Annotated in this window: 19 protein-coding genes and 1 riboswitch; of the genes, 8 read left to right on the top strand and 11 right to left on the bottom strand. The window is 74.1% G+C overall.

Translation table 11 applies throughout. The annotated features are described in order from the left end of the window. Positions 1-251: 251 nt before the first annotated feature. Positions 252-548 carry a hypothetical protein gene (locus tag QFZ71_RS14090; RefSeq protein WP_307668572.1) on the bottom strand — a complete coding sequence of 99 codons (297 nt, stop codon included), beginning with the start codon at positions 546-548 and terminating at the stop codon, positions 252-254. A gap of 102 nt (positions 549-650) precedes the next feature. Here QFZ71_RS14090 and upp point away from each other — a divergent pair, with 102 nt between their 5' ends. After that, a complete protein-coding gene (gene upp, locus QFZ71_RS14085) occupies positions 651-1286 on the top strand; it encodes a uracil phosphoribosyltransferase (RefSeq protein WP_307668571.1) in 636 nt (211 codons plus the stop codon). Positions 1287-1374: 88 nt separating this feature from the next. Here the strand turns inward: upp and QFZ71_RS14080 are convergent, their stop codons facing one another. The 5 genes from QFZ71_RS14080 to QFZ71_RS14060 all read right to left on the bottom strand — a co-directional run bounded on the left by QFZ71_RS14080 (position 1375) and on the right by QFZ71_RS14060 (position 6748). Then, entirely contained in the window at positions 1375-1977 is a 603-nt protein-coding gene (locus tag QFZ71_RS14080) for a LytR C-terminal domain-containing protein (RefSeq protein WP_307671451.1), read from the bottom strand. A gap of 306 nt (positions 1978-2283) precedes the next feature. Beyond that, positions 2284-2580: a type II toxin-antitoxin system VapB family antitoxin gene (locus QFZ71_RS14075; protein WP_003967677.1), complete on the bottom strand. Its 297-nt coding sequence runs from the start codon at positions 2578-2580 to the stop codon at positions 2284-2286. Between the two features lie 338 nt (positions 2581-2918). After that, positions 2919-4451: a M28 family metallopeptidase gene (locus QFZ71_RS14070; protein WP_307668570.1), complete on the bottom strand. Its 1533-nt coding sequence runs from the start codon at positions 4449-4451 to the stop codon at positions 2919-2921. 214 nt (positions 4452-4665) lie between these two features. Then, positions 4666-5355, bottom strand: coding sequence for an HhH-GPD-type base excision DNA repair protein (locus QFZ71_RS14065; protein WP_307668569.1), 690 nt, complete (start codon positions 5353-5355; stop codon positions 4666-4668). A gap of 139 nt (positions 5356-5494) precedes the next feature. Next, positions 5495-6748 (bottom strand): RNA polymerase sigma factor, encoded by a 1254-nt coding sequence (locus tag QFZ71_RS14060; protein ID WP_307668568.1) that lies wholly within the window; start codon positions 6746-6748, stop codon positions 5495-5497. Between the two features lie 357 nt (positions 6749-7105). On the opposite strand from QFZ71_RS14060, the gene QFZ71_RS14055 reads away from it, so the two are divergent. Further along, the gene (locus QFZ71_RS14055; protein ID WP_307668566.1) at positions 7106-7993 is read left to right on the top strand and encodes a pyrroline-5-carboxylate reductase; all 888 of its coding nucleotides are present in this window, start codon (positions 7106-7108) and stop codon (positions 7991-7993) included. Positions 7994-8071: 78 nt separating this feature from the next. Here QFZ71_RS14055 and QFZ71_RS14050 read toward each other — a convergent pair whose 3' ends face one another. Then, positions 8072-8482: a YciI family protein gene (locus tag QFZ71_RS14050; RefSeq protein WP_307668565.1), complete on the bottom strand. Its 411-nt coding sequence runs from the start codon at positions 8480-8482 to the stop codon at positions 8072-8074. Between the two features lie 235 nt (positions 8483-8717). Between QFZ71_RS14050 and cbiE the strand changes: the two genes are divergently transcribed. The 3 genes from cbiE to QFZ71_RS14035 all read left to right on the top strand — a co-directional run bounded on the left by cbiE (position 8718) and on the right by QFZ71_RS14035 (position 11435). Beyond that, positions 8718-9998 carry a precorrin-6y C5,15-methyltransferase (decarboxylating) subunit CbiE gene (cbiE, locus tag QFZ71_RS14045; protein ID WP_307668564.1) on the top strand — a complete coding sequence of 427 codons (1281 nt, stop codon included), beginning with the start codon at positions 8718-8720 and terminating at the stop codon, positions 9996-9998. Continuing rightward, positions 9995-10744 (top strand): precorrin-4 C(11)-methyltransferase, encoded by a 750-nt coding sequence (gene cobM / locus QFZ71_RS14040; RefSeq protein WP_307668563.1) that lies wholly within the window; start codon positions 9995-9997, stop codon positions 10742-10744. The genes cbiE and cobM overlap by 4 nt, the downstream gene beginning before the upstream one ends. 202 nt (positions 10745-10946) lie before the next feature. After that, positions 10947-11435, top strand: coding sequence for a hypothetical protein (locus QFZ71_RS14035; protein WP_307668562.1), 489 nt, complete (start codon positions 10947-10949; stop codon positions 11433-11435). Positions 11436-11519: 84 nt separating this feature from the next. Here QFZ71_RS14035 and QFZ71_RS14030 read toward each other — a convergent pair whose 3' ends face one another. Continuing rightward, on the bottom strand, positions 11520-12677 hold the full coding sequence (locus QFZ71_RS14030) for a cobalt-precorrin-5B (C(1))-methyltransferase (RefSeq protein ID WP_307668561.1): 1158 nt from the start codon (positions 12675-12677) through the stop codon (positions 11520-11522). Between the two features lie 17 nt (positions 12678-12694). On the opposite strand from QFZ71_RS14030, the gene QFZ71_RS14025 reads away from it, so the two are divergent. Beyond that, positions 12695-13462: a cobalt-precorrin-6A reductase gene (locus QFZ71_RS14025; RefSeq protein WP_307668560.1), complete on the top strand. Its 768-nt coding sequence runs from the start codon at positions 12695-12697 to the stop codon at positions 13460-13462. Here QFZ71_RS14025 and QFZ71_RS14020 read toward each other — a convergent pair. The 3 genes from QFZ71_RS14020 to QFZ71_RS14010 all read right to left on the bottom strand — a co-directional run bounded on the left by QFZ71_RS14020 (position 13447) and on the right by QFZ71_RS14010 (position 17080). Beyond that, positions 13447-14952 (bottom strand): precorrin-2 C(20)-methyltransferase, encoded by a 1506-nt coding sequence (locus tag QFZ71_RS14020; protein ID WP_373465195.1) that lies wholly within the window; start codon positions 14950-14952, stop codon positions 13447-13449. The two genes, QFZ71_RS14025 and QFZ71_RS14020, sit on opposite strands and share 16 nt — an antisense overlap. A gap of 11 nt (positions 14953-14963) precedes the next feature. Continuing rightward, positions 14964-15590 carry a precorrin-8X methylmutase gene (locus QFZ71_RS14015; protein ID WP_307668558.1) on the bottom strand — a complete coding sequence of 209 codons (627 nt, stop codon included), beginning with the start codon at positions 15588-15590 and terminating at the stop codon, positions 14964-14966. An 86-nt stretch (positions 15591-15676) separates the two neighbouring features. Next, the gene (locus tag QFZ71_RS14010) at positions 15677-17080 is read right to left on the bottom strand and encodes a cobalamin biosynthesis protein CobG (protein WP_307668557.1); all 1404 of its coding nucleotides are present in this window, start codon (positions 17078-17080) and stop codon (positions 15677-15679) included. A 369-nt stretch (positions 17081-17449) separates the two neighbouring features. Beyond that, positions 17450-17535: riboswitch (cobalamin riboswitch) on the top strand. 92 nt (positions 17536-17627) lie between these two features. On the opposite strand from QFZ71_RS14010, the gene cobN reads away from it, so the two are divergent. Both cobN and QFZ71_RS14000 read left to right on the top strand, forming a co-directional pair. Beyond that, positions 17628-21233, top strand: a complete 3606-nt coding sequence (gene cobN / locus QFZ71_RS14005; protein WP_307668556.1) for a cobaltochelatase subunit CobN — start codon at positions 17628-17630, stop codon at positions 21231-21233. Between the two features lie 174 nt (positions 21234-21407). Further along, on the top strand, positions 21408-22604 hold the full coding sequence (locus tag QFZ71_RS14000; protein WP_307668555.1) for a hypothetical protein: 1197 nt from the start codon (positions 21408-21410) through the stop codon (positions 22602-22604). Positions 22605-22607 lie beyond the last annotated feature (3 nt).

Raw genomic sequence — 22607 nt, 5'->3', positions numbered from 1 at the left:
CCACTGGTCATAGGCGAATCGGTCCGACGGGAGGGCGAACGGTGATCCGTCCGTCCTGGGCCCCGCCCAATCGGCATCGTGGCAGAAACAAGCGCCGCGCGAGACCTCTTCGGCCGTTGCGTCGGCCATCAGTTCCAGGAGTGCCCGGTCGGACGTCGCCCTGACGCGCCGATCGGCGGGGGAGTGCGCCGGTGGTACGTGCCGGGTTCACCTGCGGGGCACGCTCGGCCGAGCCGGCGGAGCACGCTCGTTCACCAGCGGAACGTGCGCATCCGCATCTGCTGCCGCATCCGTGCGGCGCGGGCCCGGCGCGGCTGCACCCGGTCGCGCAGCTGCTTGGCCTCGTGGAGCTCACGGAGGAACTGGGCCCGTCGGCGCCGGCGGGCCGCGTCACTCTCCTGCGCGTCCTCGGCGCCGCCCGCCGCGCCGGCCGTGTCCGCTGCGCCGACCGCGCGCGCCGTGCCTGTCGTACCCGCCGTGCCCTCGGCACCGCGCTCCTCGCGCGGCGCGCGCGAGGCCGGGTTGCGGCGCAGTTCCCCGTCAGCCATCGACACACCACCCCAGTGCTGGGTCCGTATGCCCCCACCTTCCCCCCGAACAGGTGGTTGATGCCAGCGCAGAGTCACGGGCGGCGCGGTTACTGTTGACGTATGCGGATCCACGTTGTCGACCACCCCTTGGTGGCGCACAAACTCACCACGCTGCGCGACAAGCGCACCGACTCCCCGACTTTCCGGCGGCTCGCCGACGAGCTGGTCACCCTGCTCGCGTACGAGGCCACCAGGGACGTGCGCACCGAGCAGGTCGACATCGAGACCCCGGTGACGGCCACGACCGGGGTGAAGCTCTCGCACCCCCGGCCCCTCGTCGTTCCGATCCTGCGGGCCGGGCTGGGCATGCTGGACGGCATGGTGCGGCTGCTGCCGACCGCCGAAGTGGGCTTCCTCGGCATGATCCGCAACGAGGAGACCCTCCAGGCGGAGACGTACGCCACCCGGATGCCCGAGGACCTCTCCGGCCGCCAGGTCTACGTCCTCGACCCGATGCTGGCCACCGGCGGCACCCTCGTCGCGGCCATCCGGGAGCTGATCAAGCGCGGTGCCGACGATGTCACCGCCGTCGTCCTCCTCGCCGCGCCCGAGGGCGTCGAGGTGATGGAGCGCGAGCTGGCCGGGACCCCGGTCACCGTCGTCACCGCCTCCGTCGACGAGCGGCTCAACGAGCACGGCTACATCGTGCCGGGCCTCGGCGACGCGGGCGACCGGATGTACGGCACGGCCGAGTAGGTCCTCCACGCACGTTTTCGCGCCCCGTCCCGGCACCGTACGGTCGTCTCGTACGGCGCCGGGACGGGGCGCCCTCGTGTGTCCGGGGTCAGCAGGAGGAGGACGGGGCCGGGGCCGGCTTCGTCAGGTCCGCCATCGCCGCCGTGGCCTGCTGCGGGGTGCTGAACGCCGTGAACTTCCTCCCGAGGATCAGGTCGACCTCGCCCGTCCTGCGGGTGTCGGTCTTCTGCACCGCGCCCGCCAGCTGCGTGCCGAGCACCGTGAAGCTGCCGTTCTTCGCGGTCGGAGCGCCGAGCAGCACGCCCGTGCCCGGCACCTTCTTGTCGTACTCCTTCGACGCGTTCCCCACCTCGCCGATGACGAAGCCACGCTTCTTGAGCTCCTCGGCGGCGTCCTTGGCCAGTCCGCTGCGCGTCGTCGCGTTGTAGACGTTGACCTTGATCGCGGCCGGCTTCGGCAGCGCTTTGGCGGGGGCCGCAGACGGCTTCGCGGTGGGGCAGTCCCGCTTGTGGTCGGCCGCGGCAGCGCTCTTGTCGCCGCCGGTGAAGACGTCGATGAGCTGCAGGGTGCCCCAGCCGGCCAGGCCGAGGGCGACGACGGCGCCGATGCCCGCGAGGACCAGCCTGCGGCGGTTCCGGGGGCGGCGCATCCGGGGGTAGGCGTCGCCCGTGATGCGGTACTTTCCGCCCATGCCGGGGGGAGTGAGCATGCTCATGGAAGCAGCGTAATGCGGCCGGTGATGATGCGTACTAAATGATCAACACAGGGCACCCGGATGAGTGGGAAAGCACCCGAAAGGCCCGAAGCATCCGGATCGGGCGGGTGCTGGGGCCCGAGCGGAGCCGGAGGGGCGTGGGCGGTGACTCGTGGCAGGCGCGCGGCCTGTTCGGTCGCGCGGGGCCTGGGCGCGTAGTCCCGTGGCGCGTGGTGCGGGGTGCGCGGCGGGGTGGGGCGCGGGGTGCCGGTCCGGGTGGGTGTCAGCCCGGGTGGGCGGGTGTCAGCCCAGGTCGAGGACGCGGGCGTGCAGCACCTGGCGCTGCTGGAGCGCGGCGCGGACCGCCCGGTGCAGCCCGTCCTCCAGATAGAGGTCGCCCTGCCACTTCACGACATGGGCGAACAGGTCACCGTAGAACGTGGAGTCCTCGGCGAGGAGGGTCTCCAGGTCCAGCTGGCCCTTGGTGGTCACGAGCTGGTCCAGGCGAACCGGACGCGGCGCGACGTCCGCCCACTGCCGGGTGCTTTCCCTGCCGTGGTCGGGGTATGGCTTCCCATTTCCGATGCGCTTGAAGATCACACGGAAAGCCTACCGGGCAAGGGCCACCCGGCACAGCCGGGGAAGCCCGCCGTGATGCCGGTGCAAAGGGTGCATAGCACCGAATCCGGGCGTGATGCCGGGTCGTGCGGTGCCGTGAGGGCGGTGCCGAGGGGGCGGTGCCGGGAGGGTGCCGGGATGGCTGTGCTTCCGCGAGTGCTGTGCCTCGGCCGGGCGGGGAGGCCGCGCCCCTCGCGCGGGGAGTGCTGTGCCCGTCGCGCCGGGAGGGCCGTTCCCGCTCCCGGCGGAGGCGTGCGGGTGAGGCCGGTACGGAGTCCGGCGGGCTGCGACGGACTCCGTACCGGCCTCACGATCGGCCGCTACTCCGTGTCGCGTCCGTGGCCTTCACGCAGGCCGCCGCCGCTGCCACCGCTGCCGGGCGTGCCCGAGCCGGTGTCGGGGGTGACCGGACGGGTGAGGGAGCGCAGGTCGTGCGCGTACGTCCCGACGGCGTTGGCGATCACGTCGATGTTGGTGTCGAAGTGACCCATGTCGATGTTGTCCAGGTCGTCGCAGGCCGCGTGGTAGCAGGGGTCGTACGCGATCCCCGCCTCGCCGCCGAACACCTTCGCCTGGGCCGCCGTCTTGATGCCCTCGGCACCCGTGTCCGTACCGCCGGAGGGGATGCCGACCTCGATGAAGGGGCCGTAGTCCGAGCGGCCGGTGAAGTCCGTGCCCTCGTGCGGCTTGCCCTTGCCGTCGAGGAACTCGTTGATGTCCCGCTCCAGTTGGGCCGAGCCCTCCGGTCCTTCACCCTCGCCGACCTGGTCGGAGTTGTCGCCGTCGAAGACGAACTGGACGCCGTTGGGCGAGGCGATCATGTCGAAGTTGAGGTAGAGCGCGATCTGCTCGCGCTGCTTCTCGGAGAGCGCCGCGACGTACTTCTCCGAGCCGATCAGGCCGTTCTCCTCGGCCGACCACCAGGCGAACCGCACCTTGTTGGCCGGGTTGCTCTTCGTCTTCGCCAGCTTCAGGGCGACATCGAGCAGACCGGCCGAACCGGAGCCGTTGTCGTTGATGCCGGGGCCCTCGGTCACGGAGTCGAGGTGCGCGCCGAGCATCACGGTCCGCGCCGGGTCGCCGCCGGGCGTCTCCGCGATGACGTTGCGGGTCGGGCGGTCCTGCTGGAGTTCGCGGATCTCGAAGGAGACCGTGACCTCGCCGGCCGCGAGGTCCTGGACGAGCTTCTCGCCCTCCTCCTGGGTGAGCCCGCCGGTCGGGATCTTCCCGGCGGCGACCTCGCCGAGCGTGCCGGAGAGCACGCCCTCGACGTTGTTGTAGACGATCGCGCCGGCGGCACCCGCCCCGGCGGCGGCCGCCTGCTTGTCGGCGAAGGAGCAGCCGCCGCGCTTGATCAGCGCGACCTTCCCGGTGAAGTCGGCGGCGGTGTAGTCGGACGCCTCGCAGCCGGTCGTGCCGTCGACGGGCACGGCGACGAGCGCCGCCGTCAGGCCGCCCTCCTTCGTCGACGGCGTGTACGTCATGGCCTTGATCGTCACGTCGCGGGGCGTCGGCGTCACCACGGAGAGCTTTTCGGCCAGCGTCTCCGTGTAGGTGAAGCGGAAGTTCTCGTACGAGACCTTGTAGCCGGCCCGCTGGAGCTGGCGGTAGACGTACGCGGCCGACGCGTCGTGGCCCAGCGAACCGGCGGCGCGGTGGCCGTCGGCGGAGTCGGCTATCGCCTGGAACTGCTGGAGGTGGCGGTACGCGTCATCGGCCGACGCGCTCTTCACCAGCTTCCGCGACAGCTTGGCCGCTTCCTTGCCGGGGTCGTGCGGGGCGGGGCGTCCGGGGTTCGGGGACGCGGCCAGCAGGAGCGGCGTGGCCAGGGCGGTGGCGGCCACGACAGCCATAGCTCTGCGACGTATGGCGTGCACAGGAGTCCTTCCGGTCTGAACGGCTGGCATCCCGAGTCGCCCGCGCTCCGATGGTGCGCCGGGCGGCTCGGTGAGGGAACGGCTGAACGAATGTGCTCGAAAGCTAGCGAGTGGCGTGACGCCTGGGAACAGGTGTGGCCGAAACTTTTCGGTGGGGTGGTGGTGTCGTCCTGATTCGGCCCTTGTCACATCACTTTTCGGCCGATGAACCGCCGGTCCTCTTCGCCGCTCCGGACCCTTTCGCCGCCTTGGCAGCCGCTTTGGCCGCCGCCTTGGCATCCTGTTTGTACGCCCGTACCTCGGCGAGCGACTCCGGGCCGGTGATGTCGGCGACCGAACGATGCGATCCGGCCTCCCCGTACGCACCCGCCGCCTCCCGCCACCCCGTCGGCCGTACGCCGAACCGCTTGCCGAGCAGCGCCAGGAAGATCTGCGCCTTCTGCTTGCCGAAACCGGGCAGCGCGTTGAGGCGTTTCAGCAACTCGCCGCCGGTCGCGGCGTCCCGCCACACCGCGCTCGCGTCGCCGCCGTACTCCGCCACCAGGAACTGGCACAACTGCTGCACCCGCTGGGCCATGGAGGCGGGGTAGCGGTGCAGCGCCGGTTTGGCGGTGAACAGTTCGGTGAAGGCGTCCGGGTCGTAGGCGGCGATCCGTCCCGCGTCCAGATCGTCCGAGCCCATCCGTTCCGCGAGGGTGTACGGGCCGGTGAACGCCCATTCCATCGGTACCTGCTGGTCCAGGAGCATGCCGACGAGGGCGGCCAGCGGGCTGCGGCCGAGAAGCGCGTCCGCTTCCGGACTCTGGGCGATCCGCAAGGTGGTGACCCCGCCCGTGTCCTCGTGCCTGCCCGTGTCCGTGCCGCCGTCGCTCGTGGTCATGGTGCCGATCATCGCGAGCCCGGCGGGCGACGGCGACCGGTACTGCGCCGATGGCCTCTCCCTGTCGGCCGTAGGAAGTACGGAGGGTGGGGGATCACGGGGCGGTGGCCGGGGGTGAACCGGGGCGCAGGCTGCGCCGCTACCCGCCCAGCCGGTCCGCACGCATCCGCAGGTAGCGGGCCTCGGGCTCGCTGAGGGTGGCGTCGGCGGCCGCACGGTAGGCGGTGCGGGCGGCGGCCGGGTCCCCGGCCCGCTCCAGGAGATGGGCGCGTACGGCGTCGAGCCGGTAGTGCGGCCCGGCGGCCTCCGCCAGTGCCTCGACCTCCGCCAGTCCGGCGCGTGGTCCGTGCACCATGGCCACGGCGACCGCCCGGCCGAGGGCGGCGGCCGGATCGGGGGTGCACCGCACGAGGAGGTCGTACAGGGCGAGGATCTGCGGCCAGTCGGTGTCCTCGGCCCGTTCCGCCTCGTCGTGCAGCGCGGCGATGGCGGCCTGGAGCTGGTAGTCCCCGGCCGGGCCCCGGGAAAGCGCCTCCTCGGCCAGAGCGGTGCCCTCCGCGACCGCCGTACGGTCCCAGAGGGCGCGGTCCTGTTCGTCGAGCGGGATCAGCGTGCCGTCCGCCCCGGTACGCGCCGGGGTGCGCGCTTCGGTGAGGACCATCAGCGCCAGCAGCCCGGTCACCCGCCCGTCGTGGGGCAGCAGTCGGCGCACGGCGCGGGTCAGCCGGATCGCCTCGCGCGCCAGGTCGGGGCGGTGGAGGTCGGGGCCGGCGGAGGCGGTGTAGCCCTCGTTGAAGATCAGGTAGAGGACCTGGAGCACGGCGCCGAGCCGCTGGTCGAGGTCCCGGGTGTCCGGCAGCAGGAATCGCATCCCGCGCACCGTGCGCTTGGCCCGGCTGATCCGCTGCGCCATCGTCGCCTCCGGCACCAGGTGGGCGCGGGCGATCTCCGCCGTGGTGAGGCCGCCGACGGCGCGGAGGGTGAGCGCGATCTGGGCGGCGGGGGAGAGCGCGGGGTGGCAGCAGAGGAAGAGCAGGGTGAGCGTGTCGGCTTCGGAGGGGGCCCGGTCCTGCCCGGCGGGAGCCTCGTCGGGCGGCGGGGTGACGAACGCGTCCGCCGGGGTGAGGGCGGCTGCCGCCTCCTCGCGCCTGCGGCGGGCCTCGTCGCTGCGGAGCCGGTCGGTCAGCCGGCGGGAGGCGACCCGGATCAGCCAGCCGCGCGGGTTGTCGGGGACCCCGTCGCGGGGCCACTGCTCGGCGGCCGCGATCAGGGCCTCCTGGACGGCGTCCTCGGCCGGGTCGAAGTGCCCGTACCGGCGGACGAGCGCGCCGAGGACCTGGGGCGCGTGGCGGCGCACCAGATCCTCGTTGACGTCGTCCGCCAGGTGATCCATGCGTCTCCGCGTCTCTCCGCAACCGGCCGTCGTCCGCCGCTGCCTGTCGATCCGGGGTCGGGCTGCCGGGCAACCCGGAGTCCGTAACCCTTCTGCCCGTCGGCCTGTCCGGCCGTCGGCCCGGAGCCCGGCTGCCCGGCGATCCGGAATCCTGCTGGGCGCCCCGCAGTCCGTCGCCCGTGCGGGACCACGCACCAGTCGATCACCCGGTACGGCCGAGCGCCACACGCCGAAAGGGGGCATCTTCCGTCCGGCCGGACAGAGGGCCGCCGCGATGGGCCATGCATACCCCTGCCGACAGGAGTTTCCAGGACCAGGGCCAGGGCCAGGGCCAGGACCAGAAGGAGGGCTTCATCTATGGATCGCACCGACGCCGATCGCACTGACGTCGACCGCGCCGACGTCGACCGCGCCGACGCCGACCGCACCGACGCCGACCGTGCCGTGGTCGACCGTGCCGTGGTCGTGGGAGGCGGGCACATGGGCTCGGTCATCGCCGGACGGCTCTCCGACGAGTTGCGTGGCGCGGAGGTCACGGTGGTGGAGCCCTCGGCCGACCGCGCGGCGGCCCTGCGCGAGGCCGAGCCGCGCCTGCGGGTCGAGGAGTCCTACCGTCCGGTGCCGGGAGCCGCCGTGGTGGTTCTCGCCCTTCCTCCGGCCGCTCTGGACTCCTTCGCGTCGGGGCTGCCCGCCGACGCGTTCCACGACGCCACCGTGGTGTCGATCATGGCCGGGGTCCGGTTGGAGACGCTGGTCGCGCGGCTCGGTACGGCGCACGTGCTCCGGGCGATGCCGAATCTGGCCGCCGAGGTCGGACAGAGCATGACGATGCTGTGCCCCGGACCTGGAGCGGATGACGACGACCTGGCCAGGGCGGAGAAGGCGCTGTCCGCGATCGGTGAGGTTCTCGTACCGCCGGACGAGTCCTTCCTGGACGCGGGGACCGCGCTCGTCGGCAGTGGCCCGGCGCTGGTGGCCTTTGTGATGAAGGGCTTCACGGACTACGCGCGGCGGGCGGGGTTCGACGCGGCCGGCAGCCTGCGGCTGACCTGCCAGGTTCTGCGGGGCACGGCCGACCTCCTGGAGGCCGACGGCACCAGCCCCGAGGAGCTCTACGGACGGGCGAGCACGCCGGGAGGAACCACCGAACGGGGCATCACCTGCCTGGGCGAGCACCGGGTCCAGGAAGCCGTCCGCGACGCGTTGGAGAAGACGGCTGCCCGCTCGCGGGAACTGGCCGGCTGAGCCGCCGGAGCCGCCGACGCGCGCCGGGTCTCACCCCGGCGCGCTTCGGCGTCTCCGCGCTCCGCCTCCGGCACGCGCCTAATCGTCGATCCCGCCGCCGATGGGCCGGATGAGCACCGGGTACTCGGGCGCCCCGGCCGGCTGCGGGCAGCGGGCCACGCGGGCCGCGATCTCGGTGACCCGCTCCAGGCTCTCGCAGTCGAGCACCCAGAACCCGGCGAGCAGCTCCTTCGTCTCGCTGTACGGCCCGTCCGAGACGACCGGGCGGCCCTCGCCGTCCAGGCTGACGGCTCGGCCCGCCGCGGGCTCGGACAGCCCGTAGCCGGTGATCAGCTCGCCCGACTCGGCGAGGTCGTCGTTGATGCCGCCCATGTGGGCGAACATCGCCTGCGTCGCCTTCTCGTCCCAGACCGGGCTGCCGGCGCTCCCCTTGCCGGCCTGCGCGTCGTAGTCCGCCTGGCTGCCCTGGACCATCACCAGATACCTCATGACTGTCGCCTCCGTGGTCGCTCGCTCGTTCTTCGGTCTTCTTCTTCCTACACAGGGGACGTCGGAGCCGATGCGGAGTTCTCGACACCACGCGCGGGGTCCTTTCGGATTCACCCGGCGGAGGGCGTGGAACAGGGCGTTCAGTAAAGTTCGGCAGCGTCGCGCTCGCGTGGCGCGCCCCTTCCGTCCATCCGCCGCACCGCTCCTACGCCGCTCCGCCGATCGAGGTCCCGACGTGTCGCCCGTTCCGCCCCAGGCCGCCGCCTTCCCGCACCCGGTCTCCGTCGTGGGGATCGGCGCGGACGGCTGGTCCGGCCTGTCGGGCGCGGCCCGTGGGGCGCTGGGCGCGGCGGAGGTGCTGATCGGCGGGGCGCGCCAGCTGGACCTGCTCCCCCCGGAGTGCGCCGGAGCGCGGGTGGCCTGGCCGTCGCCGCTGCGGCCGGCGGTGCCCCGGTTGCTGGCCGAACACGCGGAGCGCCGGATCGCGGTGCTGGCCAGCGGGGACCCGATGTTCTACGGGATAGGTCGCGCGCTCGCCGAGGAGCTGGGGCCCGAGAGGCTGCGCGTCTTCCCGCACCCGTCCTCCGTCTCGTACGCCTGCGCGCGCCTGGGCTGGCCGCTGGAGGACACGGAGGTCGTGACGCTGGTGGGCCGTCCGGCGGCCCGGCTCGCCGCGTCCCTGCACGCGGGCCGCCGGCTGCTGGTGCTGAGCGCGGACGCGTCCACCCCCGCCACGGTCGCCGCCCTGCTCACGGCCCACGGCTTCGGGCCGAGCCGGCTGCGGGTCCTGGAACAGCTGGGCGGCGAGGACGAGGGGTACGCCGAGGGGATCGCGGCGGAGTGGGCGCACCCGCCGGGCGACCGCCTGAACGTCATCGCCATCGAGTGCCGGCCGTCCGCCGGCGCGCTGCGGCTCGGCACGGTGCCGGGTCTGCCGGACGAGGCGTACGAGCACGACGGCCAGCTCACCAAGCGCCACATCCGGGCGGCCACGCTGGGCACCCTGGCGCCCGCGCCGGGGGAGCTGCTGTGGGACGTGGGCGGCGGCTCGGGCTCCGTGGCGATCGAGTGGCTGCGGGCCCATCCGTCCTGCCGTGCGGTGAGCGTGGAGCGGGACCCGGTGCGGGCCGAGCGGATCGCCCGTAACGCGGAACGCCTGGGCGTCCCCGGCCTGACGGTCGTCACCGGTCCCGCCCCCGCGTCCCTGGCCGGGCTGCCCGTGCCCGACGCGGTGTTCATCGGCGGCGGCCTGACCGCGCCGGGCCTGCTCGACGCGTGTTGGGAGGCGCTGCGGCCGGGGGGCCGGCTGGTCGTGAACACGGTGACGCTGGAGTCGGAGGCGCTGCTGGCCGAACGGCACAAGGCGTACGGCGGCGACCTGGTGCGGATCGCGGTCGCCCACGCGGTCCCGGTCGGCGGCTTCACCGGCTGGCGGCAGGCGATGCCGGTGACGCAGTGGTCGGTGACCAAGTCCCCGGATTCCGGGGCGCATTCGGACAAGGGAGATCGATCATGACGGTGTACTTCATCGGCGCGGGCCCCGGCGCGGCCGACCTGATCACGGTGCGCGGTGCGCGGATCCTCGCCGCCAGCCCGGTCTGCCTGTACGCGGGCAGCCTGGTCCCGGTGGAGCTGCTGGCCGAGTGCCCGCAGGACGCCCGCCTGATCGACACGGCGAACCTGGACATCGAGCAGATCACCGCCGAGCTGGTCCGGGCCCACGCGGAAGGCTACGACGTGGCGCGGCTGCACTCGGGCGACCCGTCGGTGTTCAGCGCGGTGAACGAGCAGATGAAGCGCCTGGACGAGGCGGAGATCCCGTACGAAGTGGTGCCCGGCGTCCCCGCGTTCGCGGCGGCGGCGGCGGCGCTGAAGCGCGAGCTGACCGTTCCGACGGTCGGCCAGACGGTGATCCTGACCCGGATCGCCCAGCGTGCCACGGCGATGCCCGAGGGCGAGGACCTGGCGACGCTGGGCCGCAGCGGCGCGCTGATCGTGCTGCACCTGGCGGCGCGGTACGTGGACCGGGTGGTGGCGGAACTGCTCCCGCACTACGGGGCGGACTGCCCGACCGCGGTGGTGGCGATGGCGTCCCGCCCCGACGAGATCATTCTGCGGGGCCCCCTGAACTCGATCGCCGCCCGGGTGAAGGAGGCCGGGGTGACCCGGACGGCGGTCATCATGGTCGGCCGGACGCTGGGAGCCGAGCAGTTCCGCGACAGCCACCTGTACGCGGTGGGGCGGGACCGGGACGTCTGCTGACCGCCCGGCCGGGGCGGCAACGGGCTCGGCACGAGCCCCGACGGAGCGTGCCGCGAGTCCCCGTGTCAGCGAGTCCGCCCCACCGCGCGTTCGTGCGTACCGCGAGCCCGTGCGTGCCTCACGTACCGCCACCGTGGTGTCCGGCCGCCCGCGACGCGCGGAACCGGGGGCGGCACCCCCACATCCTGGCTACCCTGCGCGGATGCATGCGATCGAATTCCGGCGGACTTCCCACCCGGCTGTCCGGCCGGAGGGCGGCGCCGCACCGGTGGTGGGCATCCTCGTGGACGGCGTCCCTCTGGTGGAACTGGTGCGGGCGGTCGAACTGCCGTATGCGCAGGCGGAGCAACGGAGAAGGGCTGACGAGGGCCTTCCCGGGACCGCACCGCTGCTCGCCGGCGACTACACGACGTTGGGACCGGCCTACGACTGGCCCAGTCGGCATTTCCTCGGTGAGCCGAGGAATCTGCCCTGGGGCGGCGAGGAGGGCGAGACCATGGTGCTGGGGTGCCCCTGCGGCATCGACGAGTGCTGGGCGCTGATGGCCAGGATCACGGTGACACCCCGGACGGTGACCTGGTCGGCGTTCCGGAACAACTGCTGCGACTGGGATCTGAGCGCTCTGGGGAGCTTCGTCTTCTCGCGGCGGCAGTACGAGGACTCCCTCCGAGGCGGAGCGCCCCGGCCCTGACCGGCACGGACGCCGAGGACGAGCCGACGGTCGCCCGCCGCGCCGGCCAGGGCCGTGACGTCCGCTGACCGCCCGCCGGGTCCGCTACCCCCGCCCCACCACCGCCCCCGCCCGGTCGATGCAGATCACGTCCACCGCGACCGGGGCACCCCGCAGGACGGCCAGGGCCTCCTCGCGGGCGCGGGAGGCCACCAGATCGCCCAGGGGGACGCCCGCCGCCTCGCACAGGCGCAGGGCCTCCAGGCCCGTGTTGGCGGTGGCGATGCGGGAGGCCAGGCCGTCGTCCGCGCCGCCCCGGCGGGCCAGGCCGGCGAGGAAGGGCTTGTCCACCTGGGAGCGGGCCGAGTGGAGGTCCAGGTGGCCCGCCGCCAGCTTGGAGAGCTTGGCGAAGCCGCCGCAGATCGTCAGGCGGTCGACCGGGTGGCGGCGCACGTACTTCAGGACCGCCCCCGCGAAGTCGCCCATGTCCAGCAGCGCGATGTCCGGCAGGCCGTACTCCGCGACCACCGTCCGCTCCGACGTGGAGCCCGTGCAGCCCGCCACATGGGTCAGGCCCGCCGCCCTCGCCACGTCCACGCCCCGCCGGATCGAGTCGATCCACGCCGAGCAGGAGTAGGGGACGACCACCCCCGTCGTGCCGAGGATCGACAGGCCGCCCAGGATGCCGAGGCGGCCGTTCCACGTGGAGCGGGCGATCTCCTCGCCGTGGTCCACCGAGACCGTGATCTCCACGTCGCCCGGCGCACCGTGCTCCGCCGCGACCCGCCCCACGTGCTCCCGCATCAGCCGGCGCGGCACCGGGTTGACCGCGGGCTCCCCGACGTCCAGCGGCAGGCCGGGCAGGGTGACCGTGCCCACGCCGGGGCCCGCCCGGAAGACCACGCCGGAGCCGGGCGGCAGCCTCCGTACCGTCGCGCGCACCAGCGCCCCGTGCGTCACGTCCGGGTCGTCGCCCGCGTCCTTCACCACCCCGGCGGTCGCGCTCTCCCGCCCGGCCGCCAGCTCCTCCACCGCCAACGCGAACGCCGGGGTCTGGCCCTTCGGCAGCGTGATGGTCACCGGGTCCGGGAAGTCGCCGGTCAGCAGCGCCGTGTACGCGGCCGTCGTCGCCGCCGTCGCACAGGCCCCGGTCGTCCAGCCGGGGCGCAGGCCGGTGTGCTTGAGTTGGGCGGCGCGACCGCCGCGGGCCCCGCCGTCCGACGCGGCCGCCCCGCCGCCCGCGCCCCGTGCCTCAGCGTTCATGAGTGGAGTCCGTTCCGATGCCTGTGCTGCCCGTGCATGTGCTGGTCCTGGGGGGTACGACCGAGGCGCGTCGGCTCGCCGAGATCCTTGCCGGTGACCGGAGCGTACGGGTCACCACCTCGCTCGCCGGTCGCGTCGCCGCCCCCCGCCTGGCGCCCGGCGACGTACGGGTCGGAGGGTTCGGGGGGCCCGAGGGGCTCGCCGCCTGGATGCGTGAGCATGACGTGGACGTGCTCATCGATGCCACCCACCCCTTCGCCGCGACCATGAGCCGGAACGCGGCCGAGGCCGCCGCGCACACCCATGTTCCCCTCCTCGCCCTCCGCCGGCCCGGCTGGGCAGCCCGGGACGGCGACCGCTGGCACTCCGCCGGATCGCTCGCCGAGGCCGCCGGGCTGCTGCCCGCGCTCGGCGAGCGGGTCTTCCTCACCACCGGACGGATGGGGCTCGCCGCGTTCGCGGGGGCGGACCTGGACCCCCTGTGGTTCCTCGTGCGGTCCGTCGACGCCCCCGAACCGCCGTGCCCGGCCCGGACGGAGGTCCTGCTCGACCGGGGGCCGTTCACCCTGGACGGCGAGCGGGACATCCTCCGCCGTCATCGGATCGACGTCCTCGTCACCAAGGACAGCGGCGGGGACGCCACCGCCCCCAAGCTCACCGCCGCCCGCGAAGCCGGGATTCCCGTCGTCGTGGTCCGGCGGCCACCGGTACCGGAAGGGGTGCCGGTGGCCCGTACGCCCGACGAGGCCGCCCGATGGGTGCGCCGGCGCTACGCCTCCGGGTAACGGCGCGGCGTCCACACGACGGTCTCGCCGTCCTCGCCCCGCCGCACCCACCGGGTCTGCGACGACCCCACGATCAGCAGCGTCCGCATGTCCACCTCCGCCGGGTCCAGACCGGCCAGCCGCACCGTCCGCACGGACTCCGTCGGGCCGCCCACATCGCGCGCCAGCACCACCGGGGTGTCCGGCGAGCGGTGCTCCAGGAGCAGGTCGCGGGCCTGGCCGACCTGCCGCGTACGGGACTTGGAGCCCGGGTTGTACAGCGCCAGCACCAGGTCCGCCGAGGCCGCCGCGCGCAGCCGCTCGGCGATGACCTCCCACGGCTTGAGCCGGTCCGAGAGCGAGATCGTGGCGTAGTCGTGGCCCAGCGGCGCGCCCGCGCGGGCCGCCGCCGCGTTGGCCGCGGTGACGCCGGGCAGGACGCGCACGGGGACATCCGCGTACGCCTCCTGCGAGGCCACCTCCAGGACCGCCGTCGCCATGGCGAAGACTCCGGGGTCGCCGCCCGAGACCACCGCGACCCGGTGGCCGCGCCGGGCCAGGTCCAGGGCGAACTCGGCGCGCTCCGACTCCACCTTGTTGTCCGAACCGTGCCGTGCCTGGCCCGGCCGGACCGGCACCCGGTCCAGATAGGTGGTGTAGCCGACCACGTCGTCGGCGGCGGCGAGTGCCCCGCGCGTCTCGGGCGTCAGCCACAGCGGGCCCGCCGGACCGGTGCCGACGACCACCACCTCACCGCCCGAGGAGGGCGACGGGCGCGGCGCGTCCACCCGGCTGGGCAGGACCGCCACCGAGAAGTACGGGACCGACGCCGGGTCGATGTCCGCCAGTTCGCCCGTGCGCTCCCCGGCCATCGTCGCCCGCTCCACGTACCGGGCCTCGGCCAGCCGCCCCGACGCCTCGAACGCCCCGCGCACCGCCGGGAACGTCCGCCCCAGCTTCATCACCACCGCCGTGTCCGTGGCGGCGAGACGGGCCGTCAGCTCCTCCTCGGGCAGCGTGCCGGGCAGGATCGTGAGGATCTCCTCGCCCTCCACGAGCGGCGTCCCGAGCCGGGCCGCCGCCGCGCTGACGGACGTCACGCCCGGAATGACCTCGGTGGCGTACCGGTCGGCCAGCCGCTTGTGCATGTGCATGTACGAGCCGTAGAACATCGGGTCGCCCTCGGCGAGGACCGCGACGGTCCGCCCGGCGTCCAGGTGCGCCGCGAGCCGGGCCGCGGCCTTCTCGTAGAACTCCTCCAACGCGCCCCGGTAGCCGCCCGGATGGTCCGTGGTCTCCGTCGTGACGGGGTAGACCAGGGCCTCCTCGATGTGGTCGGGCCGCAGGTGCGCCGCCGCGATGGACCGGGCGATGGAGCGGCCGTGCCGGGCGCTGTGGTACGCGACGACGTCCGCCTCGCCGATGGCCTGGACGGCCCGCAGCGTCATCAGGTTCGGGTCGCCGGGGCCGAGTCCGACCCCGTAGAGCCGGCCGGTGCCGGTGTCGTTCACCGGAGAAGTCACTACTCCTCCTCGCTGGCGATGGCGTTGAGCGCCGCCGCCGCTATCGCGCTGCCGCCGCGGCGGCCGCGCACGATCAGGTGCTCCAGGCCCGAGGCGTGCTCGGCCAGGGCCTCCTTGGACTCCATCGCGCCGACGAAGCCGACCGGGACGCCGATGACGGCGGCCGGGCGGGGGGCGCCCTCCTCGATCATCTCCAGCAGCCGGAACAGGGCGGTCGGCGCGTTGCCCACCGCCACGACCGCACCTTCCATGCGGTCGCGCCACAGCTCCAGGGCCGCCGCGCTGCGGGTCGTGCCCATCTTCGCGGCCAGCTCCGGCACGGACGGGTCGGAGAGGGTGCACACCACGTCGTTGTCCGCGGGCAGCCGCTTGCGGGTGACCCCGCTGGCCACCATCGCCACGTCGCAGAGGATCGGTGCGCCCGCACGCAGGGCGGCGCGCGCGTCGGCCACGGCGTTCGGCGAGAACGCCAGGTCGCGTACGAGATCGACCATGCCGCAGGCGTGGATCATCCGGACGGCGACCTGGCTGACGTCGGCGGGCAGCCCGGCCAGATCCGCCTCCGCGCGGATGGTGGCGAAGGACTGGCGGTAGATCGCCGGTCCGTCCTTCTCGTACTGGTGCACAGTGCTGTCGCTTTCTTCTGCCGATGGGGACGGGGGAATGGTCTACGGGTGGTCGCGTCTGCGTCTGCTTCCGCTTCCGCTTCTGCTCAGGCGCGGGCCGCGGCCACCGCTGCCGCGCGTGCTTCCGGATCGTCGCGCACCGTGTGCGGCGGGTCCCGCCGCTCTCCCCGTACGTGGGAGATCCGGTGCCCGTCCGGTGTGACGACCACGTCGATCCACTCCCCGTGGGGGTGGCCGCAGCGGCGTTCGCAGCCGGACCAGTACACAGGGAGCCGCCCGACCGGTCCGACGGCGGCCCCCGCCTGGGCGCGCACGTCGGCCAGGGACTTCGCGCAGCCGGGGCTGCCGATGCAGGCGCCGACACCGGTCCACGGGGAGCCGGGTGAGGTGATCAGCCCGGCCGCCGCCAGGCCGCGGAGCGCGTCGGCCGCCTCGGCACGGGGAAACGCGCCGGGGACGACGATCCCGCGCCAGGGGGTGAGCCGCAGCTCGCCGCCGTACCGCCGGGCGGTCGAGGTGAGCAGCCGCCACTGCGCGGGGGTGAGCCGCCCCAGGGGTACGTGGACGCTGATCGCGGTGACGTCGCCTCCCGGTACGGGGGGCGTTGCCGAGACCGGGGCCGGGGGGCTGTTCGGGGCTGCCGGGGTCGCGGTGACGGGATCCTCCGCGGCCGCGCCCTCGACCGGGAGGCTGTACGGGGATTGGCCTCCGGGACCGTACGGACCCGCGGCAGGGGGTGTCGCCGTGCGCGGGCGGGGCCGGTGCACGGCCGGGCCCGCCGTCGCGGCGACGCTCCGGACCAGCTCCGCCCGTACGGCGTCGGGCAGATCCGAGACCCGCCAGGCGCCGGAGCCGTGGGCGGCGCGGAGGAACGCCTCGGCCGCCAGCAGGGCGGCGCGCGGGCCCGCGTCGGCCGGGACCCGGAACGCCTCGTCGCCGGGCCCGACCCGCAGCAGGACGTCGTCGCCGTCCGCGATCAGGGTCACGTCCGCCCCGAGCGCGTCCACGTCGCCGTGTCCCGCGTCCAGGGCGAAGAGGAAGCGGCCGGAGAGCCGCGCCGCGTCCGGACTCGCGCACACCAGCCGGTCCAGCTCGGCCAGGCGCTCCCCGAGCGCGGGCGAACCGTCGAGCCCGGCGAGCGGGGAGGCCACGATGTTGCGGGCCCGTTCGTGCGCGGCGGACGGCAGCAGCCCGGCGGCGGCCAGCAGTTCGGCGAGCGCGCCGCCGCATCCCGTGTCGAGGCCGCGCAGTTGGACGTTGCCGCGGGAGGTGAGATGCAGCTCACCGTCCCCGAACCGGCCGGCGGCCGTGAGCAGCGCGTCCGCCCCGTCCGCGCTCAGCACCCCGCCGGGCACCCGCACCCGGGCCAGCGCACCGTCGTCGGCGCGGTGCAGCCGCAGCGTCCCCGGGCAGGCGTCGCCGCCGTCGCGGAGGGCTGGGCCGCCCGCGGAAAGGGGCGAGGGGGCGGAATCGGGCATGGCGGCGAGCATACCGACCGTGCCGATCCGATCGGCGGGCTCACTCCTGTGACCTGGGGGACAGTGGCCCGACCCCGGACCGGACGGGCCCCACCGGACGGGCTCCACCGGACGGGCTCCACCGGGCGGGCTCCACCGGGCGGCCTCTGCTCGGGTCCGCCCCGGTCCGGCCGGGCTTCACCGGGCGGCCTCTGCTCGGGTCCGCCCCGGTCCGGCCGGGCTTCACCAGCCAGGCCCCACCGGCCGGGCCCCGGTCCGGCCGGTCAGAACCAGGCCGCCTCCGCGCGGGTCACCACCCCCGCCCCCTGCCCCGCCCGCACCCCGCCGCTTAGGATGCAGGCGGTGGTCCGTTCAGGCCGCCATCGCCAGACGGCGACAGGGGAGGAAGCCCGGTGCGATTCCGGCGCGGTCCCGCCACTGTGAGTCCGGCCGCCGCCACCACCGGCAGCCGGACGAGTCAGGAACTCCCTTCCCCGAGTGCGCGGCAGCCGCCGTGCCGACGGGGAGACCCTCCGACACCGCCCGGGGCGTGGACACCCCGAGGAAGGCCTGACGCAGCATGATCCTGCTCCTGTCGACGTCCGACACCGACCTCCTGAGCGCCCGCGCATCCGAGGGGCCCGTCAGCTACCGGTACGCCAACCCCTCCCGTCTCGACCTCGACGGCCTGCCGGAACTGCTGGACGGCGTCGAACTCGTCGTCGTCCGCCTCCTCGGGGGCGTACGCGCCTGGCAGGAGGGCCTGGACGCGGTGCTGGCCACCGGCCGCCCCGTCGTCGTGCTGACCGGTGAACAGGCCCCCGACGCCCAGCTGATGGCCGCCTCCACCGTGCCGATCGGGATCGCCGCCGAGGCGCACGCCTACCTCGCGCACGGCGGGCCCGCCAACCTGGAGCAGCTGGCCCGGTTCCTCTCCGACACCGTGCTGCTGACCGGCCACGGCTTCGAGCCGCCCGCCCCGGCCCCCGCGTGGGGCCCGCTGGAGCGGGAGGCCCGCCCGGTGCCCGAGGGGGCGCCGACCGTGGCCGTCCTCTACTACCGCGCCCACCACATGAGCGGGAACACCGCGTTCGTGGACGCCCTGTGCACGGCGGTCGAGGAGGCCGGGGGCCGCCCGCTCCCGCTGTACGTCGCCTCCCTCCGCACGCCGGAGGACGAGCTGATCGAGACGCTGCGCGCCGCCGACGCCATCGTCACCACCGTCCTCGCGGCGGGCGGCACCAAGCCCGCCGAGGCGTCGGCGGGCGGCGACGACGAGTCGTGGGACGCGGGCGCGCTGACCCGGCTCGACGTGCCGATCCTCCAGGCGCTCTGCCTGACCGGCCCGCGCAGCGCCTGGGAGGAGAACGACGAGGGCGTCTCCCCGCTCGACGCGGCCACCCAGATCGCGGTGCCGGAGTTCGACGGCCGGCTGATCACCGTCCCGTTCTCCTTCAAGGAGATCGACGAGGACGGTCTCCCCGCGTACGTCCCCGACACCGAGCGGGCCGCCCGCGTCGCCGGGATCGCCGTACGCCACGCGAAGCTCCGCCACCTCCCCAACGCCGAGAAGAAGATCGCGCTCGTGCTGTCGGCGTACCCGACCAAGCACTCCCGCATCGGCAACGCGGTCGGCCTCGACACCCCCGCCAGCGCCGTCGCCCTGCTGCGCCGGCTGCGCGCCGAGGGGTACGACTTCGGGCCCGAGGAGGACATCCCGGGCCTGGTCTCCGGCGACGGCGACGAGCTGATCTACGCCCTCATCGAGGCGGGCGGCCACGACCAGGAGTGGCTGACCGAGGAGCAGTTGGCGAAGAACCCGGTCCGCATCCCGGCCGCCGACTACCGCCGCTGGTTCGCCCAGCTCCCCGAGGAGCTGCGCACCGCCGTGGAGGAGCACTGGGGCCCCGCCCCCGGCGAGATGTTCGTGGACCGCTCCGCCAACCCGGAGGGTGACATCGTCCTCGCGGCCCTGCGGCGCGGCAACCTCCTCATCCTCATCCAGCCGCCGCGCGGCTTCGGCCAGAACCCGATCGCGATCTACCACGACCCCGATCTGCCGCCCTCCCACCACTACCTGGCCGCCTACCGCTGGATCGCCGCCTCCGCCGAGGACAACGGCTTCGGCGCGGACGCCATGATCCACCTGGGCAAGCACGGCAACCTGGAGTGGCTGCCCGGCAAGAACGCGGGCCTCTCCGCCGCCTGCGGCCCCGACGCCGCCCTCGGGGACCTGCCTCTCGTCTACCCGTTCCTGGTGAACGACCCGGGCGAGGGCACGCAGGCCAAGCGCCGCGTCCACGCCACGCTGGTCGACCACCTGGTGCCGCCGATGGCCCGCGCCGACAGCTACGGCGACATCGCGCGCCTGGAGCAACTGCTCGACGAGCACGCGCAGATCGCCGCCATGGACCCGGCGAAGCTGCCCGCGATCCGCGCCCAGATCTGGACGCTGATCCAGGCCGCGAAGCTCGACCACGACCTCGGGGTGGAGGACCGCCCGGAGGACGAGGGCTTCGACGACTTCATCATGCATCTCGACGGCTGGCTCTGCGAGATCAAGGACGTCCAGATCCGCGACGGCCTGCACGTCCTGGGCAACCCGCCCGCCGGGAACGACCGCGTCAACCTGGTCCTGGCCGTGCTCCGCGCCCGCCAGATCTGGGGCGGTACGGCCTCCCTCCCCGGCCTGCGCGAGGCGCTCGGCCTCGACGAGTCGGCGGCCGTCCGCACGGACGCCGACGCGGTCGAGGAGCAGGCCCGCGCGCTGGTCCAGGCGATGGACGACGCGGACTGGGACCCGGCGGCCGTGGCGGGGGTCGCCGCGGGCCTCCCCGACGCCGTGGCGGACATCCTGACCTTCGCGGCCACCGAGGTCGTCCCGCGCATGGCGGCCACGACCGACGAACTCACGCACGCCGTCCACGCGTTGAACGGCGGCTTCGTGCCGGCGGGCCCGTCCGGCTCCCCGCTCCGCGGCCTGGTCAACGTGCTCCCCACCGGCCGCAACTTCTACTCGGTGGACCCGAAGGCGGTCCCCTCCAAGCTGGCCTGGGAAACGGGCCAGGCGCTGGCGGAATCCTTGTTGACCCGCTACCACACCGACAACGGCGACTGGCCCACCTCGGTCGGCCTGTCCCTCTGGGGCACCAGCGCGATGCGCACGGCGGGCGACGACATCGCGGAGGCGTTCGCGCTGCTCGGCATCCGCCCCGTCTGGGACGACGCCTCGCGCCGGGTGACGGGCCTGGAGCCCATTCCGTACGAGGAGTTGGGCCGCCCCCGCATCGACGTGACGCTGCGCATCTCGGGCTTCTTCCGGGACGCGTTCCCGCACACGGTGGGGCTGCTCGACGACGCCGTACGCCTGGCCGCCTCGCTGGACGAGCCGGCCGAGCGGAACTACGTACGGGCGCACACCCAGGCCGACCTGGCCGAGCACGGCGACGAACGGCGGGCGACCACCCGCATCTTCGGCTCCCGCCCCGGCACGTACGGCGCGGGCCTCCTCCAGCTCATCGACTCCCGCGACTGGCGCACCGACGCCGACCTCGCGGAGGTCTACACGGTCTGGGGCGGCTACGCCTACGGCCGCGAGCTCGACGGCCGCCCGGCCCGCGAGGAGATGGAGAGCGCCTACAAGCGCATCGAGGTCGCCGCCAAGAACACCGACACCCGCGAGCACGACATCGCGGACTCCGACGACTACTTCCAGTACCACGGCGGCATGGTGGCCACGGTGCGCGCGCTCAAGGGCACGGCTCCGGAGGCGTACATCGGGGACTCCACCCGCCCCGAGACCGTGCGCACCCGCACCCTGGTCGAGGAGACGTCCCGCGTCTTCCGCGCCCGCGTCGTCAACCCCAAGTGGATCGCGGCCATGCGCCGCCACGGCTACAAGGGCGCGTTCGAGCTGGCGGCCACGGTGGACTACCTGTTCGGGTACGACGCCACGACCGGAGTCGTCGCCGACTGGATGTACGACAAGCTCACCGAGACGTACGTGCTCGACCCGGAGAACAAGCAGTTCCTCCAGGAGGCCAACCCCTGGGCCCTGCACGGCATCGCGGAACGCCTGCTGGAGGCCGAGTCGCGCGGCATGTGGGCCAAGCCGGACCCGGCGGTGCTGGAGGCGCTGCGCCAGGTCTACCTGGAGACGGAAGGCAACCTGGAGGGCGAGGACTGACGCGCCCGGCCCACCGCGCTGACCCTGCGGTGCTGATCCCACCGCGCTGATCCCGCGGTGCTGATCCCGCGACGCTGATCCCGGCGGGCGGCGCGGGGAAGCCCGTTCCGCCCGCACCGCATTTCTTCCTCCGGCCCCTGCCCCGGATCGCCCCCGCCCGGCACAATCACGGACATGGGGACAACGGGGCGGGCGCAGGGGCAGGGGCAGGGAGAGGCCGCACAGGACTCGTCCGAGGCCAACGGGCCGTCTGTGCACGGGCGTTCGTTCGTACGCCGGGCGTTCGCGGGGTTACGTCTGACCTTCACGTCGGGAGCGGCCGGGGCGGCGGTCGCGGCCCTCGTGGTCGGCGTGATCCTGGAGCGGGTCCCGGTCTTCCTCTCCGGGGGCGGGGTCCTGATCCTCCTGGTCCTGATCGGCTTCGTCGCCGGGCGCCGGCCCTCCGGACCGGCCGAGGCGCCGGTCACCCGGACCGCCCTCGCCCGGATCGAGGACCTGCGGGCGACGAGCGGCGAATCGGCCGACGTACCGGTGACGTTCCGGCTGACGGTCGCACCGGAACCGGAGGACGGCCGGCCGGCGTACCGCGTGAAGATCGACGAGCACATCAACCTGGTCGACATCCCCGCCTACCGGCCGCGTGGCATCGCGGTGGTGGAGTACCGCCCGGACGAGCCCTGGGAGGTGCGGATCGTCACCCGCCCGACGCCGGAGTGGAGCCGCCGGGCGGAGGAGGCGGAGATCGACTCCGCGCCCGAGTCCACGCTGGTGGAGAATCCGGGGCCGAGCGAGGGCACCTGGTGCGTGCTGGTGCTCGTCACGTTCCTGGCGGGCGCGGCGCTGGTGGTGCTGCTCTTCCGGGGCGAACTGTTCACGCGGGAGGACGATGCGGCACCCTCCCCGAAGCAGCCCTCCGTCACGTCGTCGGCCTCCGCGTCCGTCTCCGTCTCCCGGACGTTCACCACGTCCACCACGATTTCCGGCCACTCCTCCTCGCTGCTGGTCCTGGGCCGGATGCGGGAGACGGTCACGGAGCTGGCGGAGCGGGCGGGCACCTCGGACGTCACCGCGATCACCGTCCAGGAGCGCCGCATGGAGATCCGCGGCGACTCCGCCCGCCCGCCCGGCGAGACGTTCCACGTCCAGATGCTCCCGTACGAACTGTTCCCCGCCCTGGTCCGCGAGGCCCGCACGACGCTCGGCGTCCGCACCCCGAAGGGCTGGCGCATCGACGTGACCCCGGACCCCGGCACGGGCCCGGGCACGGGCCCCCGTATCCGTGTCACGGTGACCGGCGAGGAGGGCACCGCCCACCTGGACGCGGACGCCACGGCCCGGATCGTGGACCGGCGGCCGGTGGAGAAGAGATAGGGG

Origin of the sequence: Streptomyces sp. V2I9 (genome assembly GCF_030817475.1) — a bacterium.
Lineage (GTDB): Bacteria > Actinomycetota > Actinomycetes > Streptomycetales > Streptomycetaceae > Streptomyces.
Note: the sequence above shows the minus strand (reverse complement) of the source record. Positions and strands in the feature narration are given on the sequence as shown.

Coding starts and splice junctions, on each gene's coding strand:
- QFZ71_RS14010 (WP_307668557.1), bottom strand. CDS start 17,080: ATGCTCGCCGCCATGCCCGATTCCGCCCCCTCGCCCCTTTCCGCGGGC.
- QFZ71_RS14030 (WP_307668561.1), bottom strand. CDS start 12,677: ATGAACGCTGAGGCACGGGGCGCGGGCGGCGGGGCGGCCGCGTCGGAC.
- QFZ71_RS14065 (WP_307668569.1), bottom strand. CDS start 5,355: ATGACCACGAGCGACGGCGGCACGGACACGGGCAGGCACGAGGACACG.
- QFZ71_RS14025 (WP_307668560.1), top strand. CDS start 12,695: ATGCCTGTGCTGCCCGTGCATGTGCTGGTCCTGGGGGGTACGACCGAG.
- QFZ71_RS14050 (WP_307668565.1), bottom strand. CDS start 8,482: ATGAGGTATCTGGTGATGGTCCAGGGCAGCCAGGCGGACTACGACGCG.
- cobM (WP_307668563.1), top strand. CDS start 9,995: ATGACGGTGTACTTCATCGGCGCGGGCCCCGGCGCGGCCGACCTGATC.
- QFZ71_RS14035 (WP_307668562.1), top strand. CDS start 10,947: ATGCATGCGATCGAATTCCGGCGGACTTCCCACCCGGCTGTCCGGCCG.
- upp (WP_307668571.1), top strand. CDS start 651: ATGCGGATCCACGTTGTCGACCACCCCTTGGTGGCGCACAAACTCACC.
- QFZ71_RS14000 (WP_307668555.1), top strand. CDS start 21,408: ATGGGGACAACGGGGCGGGCGCAGGGGCAGGGGCAGGGAGAGGCCGCA.
- QFZ71_RS14080 (WP_307671451.1), bottom strand. CDS start 1,977: ATGGGCGGAAAGTACCGCATCACGGGCGACGCCTACCCCCGGATGCGC.
- QFZ71_RS14060 (WP_307668568.1), bottom strand. CDS start 6,748: ATGGATCACCTGGCGGACGACGTCAACGAGGATCTGGTGCGCCGCCAC.
- QFZ71_RS14090 (WP_307668572.1), bottom strand. CDS start 548: ATGGCTGACGGGGAACTGCGCCGCAACCCGGCCTCGCGCGCGCCGCGC.
- cobN (WP_307668556.1), top strand. CDS start 17,628: ATGATCCTGCTCCTGTCGACGTCCGACACCGACCTCCTGAGCGCCCGC.
- QFZ71_RS14055 (WP_307668566.1), top strand. CDS start 7,106: ATGGATCGCACCGACGCCGATCGCACTGACGTCGACCGCGCCGACGTC.
- QFZ71_RS14070 (WP_307668570.1), bottom strand. CDS start 4,451: ATGGCTGTCGTGGCCGCCACCGCCCTGGCCACGCCGCTCCTGCTGGCC.